This is a genomic window from Pseudomonas palleroniana (assembly GCF_003031675.1).
Lineage (GTDB): Bacteria > Pseudomonadota > Gammaproteobacteria > Pseudomonadales > Pseudomonadaceae > Aquipseudomonas > Aquipseudomonas palleroniana.
In genome coordinates this window covers 1-1,305 of the sequence record NZ_PYWX01000078.1, presented here as the reverse complement: position 1 = coordinate 1,305, position 1,305 = coordinate 1, and the positions used below count along the sequence as shown (strand labels likewise).

At 58.2% G+C, this 1,305-nt stretch carries 1 protein-coding gene; it reads left to right on the top strand.

The window, feature by feature from the left end:
- Positions 1-1,305: immunoglobulin-like domain-containing protein (locus tag C9383_RS26085; RefSeq protein WP_346254077.1), on the top strand; the 1,305-nt coding region annotated here is incomplete at both ends.

Genomic DNA, 1,305 nt, shown 5'->3' with positions numbered 1-1,305 from the left:
GACACCATCGACAAGGTCGATGTGGTCCTGACCGCCACCAACACCGTCGGTGAAGGCGGCAACATCGTCTACACCGCCAGTCTTGTAGATAAGAACGGCGCGGCAGTAACCAACATTACCAACCCACTGACCGTGACGTTGGATAACGGCCAGACCATCACCATTGGTGTAAACCAGTCGAGCGGTTCTGTCTCGGTACTCGCTCCAAACGACGTCTACAAAGGCGACCAGACCGTCACCACCGCGATCAAAACGGTGACCGGCGGCGAGCACTTCGAGAACTTGGTGCCGGGCACTACGCCGGTGAACACCACCGTTACCGATACTCCGGGCACCGCAGATACCACCACCGTGACCCTGACCGCGCCAAGCGCAGTTAACGAAGGCGGTCAGATCACTTACACCGCGACCTTGAGCAACAAGGCCGGCACCGATGTCACGCTGAAGCTGGATAACGGGTCGACCATCACCATCAAGGCCGGTGACACCGTCGGTACTGTGACCGTCCCGGCGCCGAGCGATGACGTGTTCATCGACAAGAGCACCCAGACAGTCAAGATCACCGACGCTACCGGCGGTAACTTCGAGAAGCTGGAAGTTGCAGGTAACGGTGCAACTACCACCATCAACGACACCATCGACAAGGTCGATGTGGTCCTGACCGCGACCAACACTGTGGGCGAAGGCGGCAACATCGTTTACACCGCCAGCCTTGTGGATAAAAACGGCGCAGCAGTAACCAACATCGCTAGCCCCCTGACGGTCACTCTGGATAACGGTAAAACCATCACCATCGGTGTGAACCAGTCGAGCGGTTCTGTTTCGGTAGTCGCTCCAAACGACGTCTACAAAGGCGACCAGACCGTCACCACCGCGATCAAAACGGTGACCGGCGGCGAGCACTTCGAGAACTTGGTACCGGGCACTACGCCGGTAAATACCACCGTTACCGATACTCCGGGCACTGCTGACACCACCACCGTGACCCTGACTGCGCCAAGCGCAGTTAACGAAGGTGGTCAGATTACGTACACCGCCACGCTTTCTAACAAAGCGGGTACTGACGTCACCCTGAAACTCGACAACGGTTCCACCATCACCATCAAGGCCGGTGACACCGTCGGCACCGTGACCGTCCCGGCACCGAGCGATGACGTGTTCATCGACAAGAGCACCCAGACCGTCAAGATCACCGACGCCACCGGCGGCAACTTCGAGAAACTGGAAGTTGCAGGCAACGGCGCAACCACCACCATCAACGACACTATCGACAAAGTCGATGTGGTACTGACGGCCACCAACACC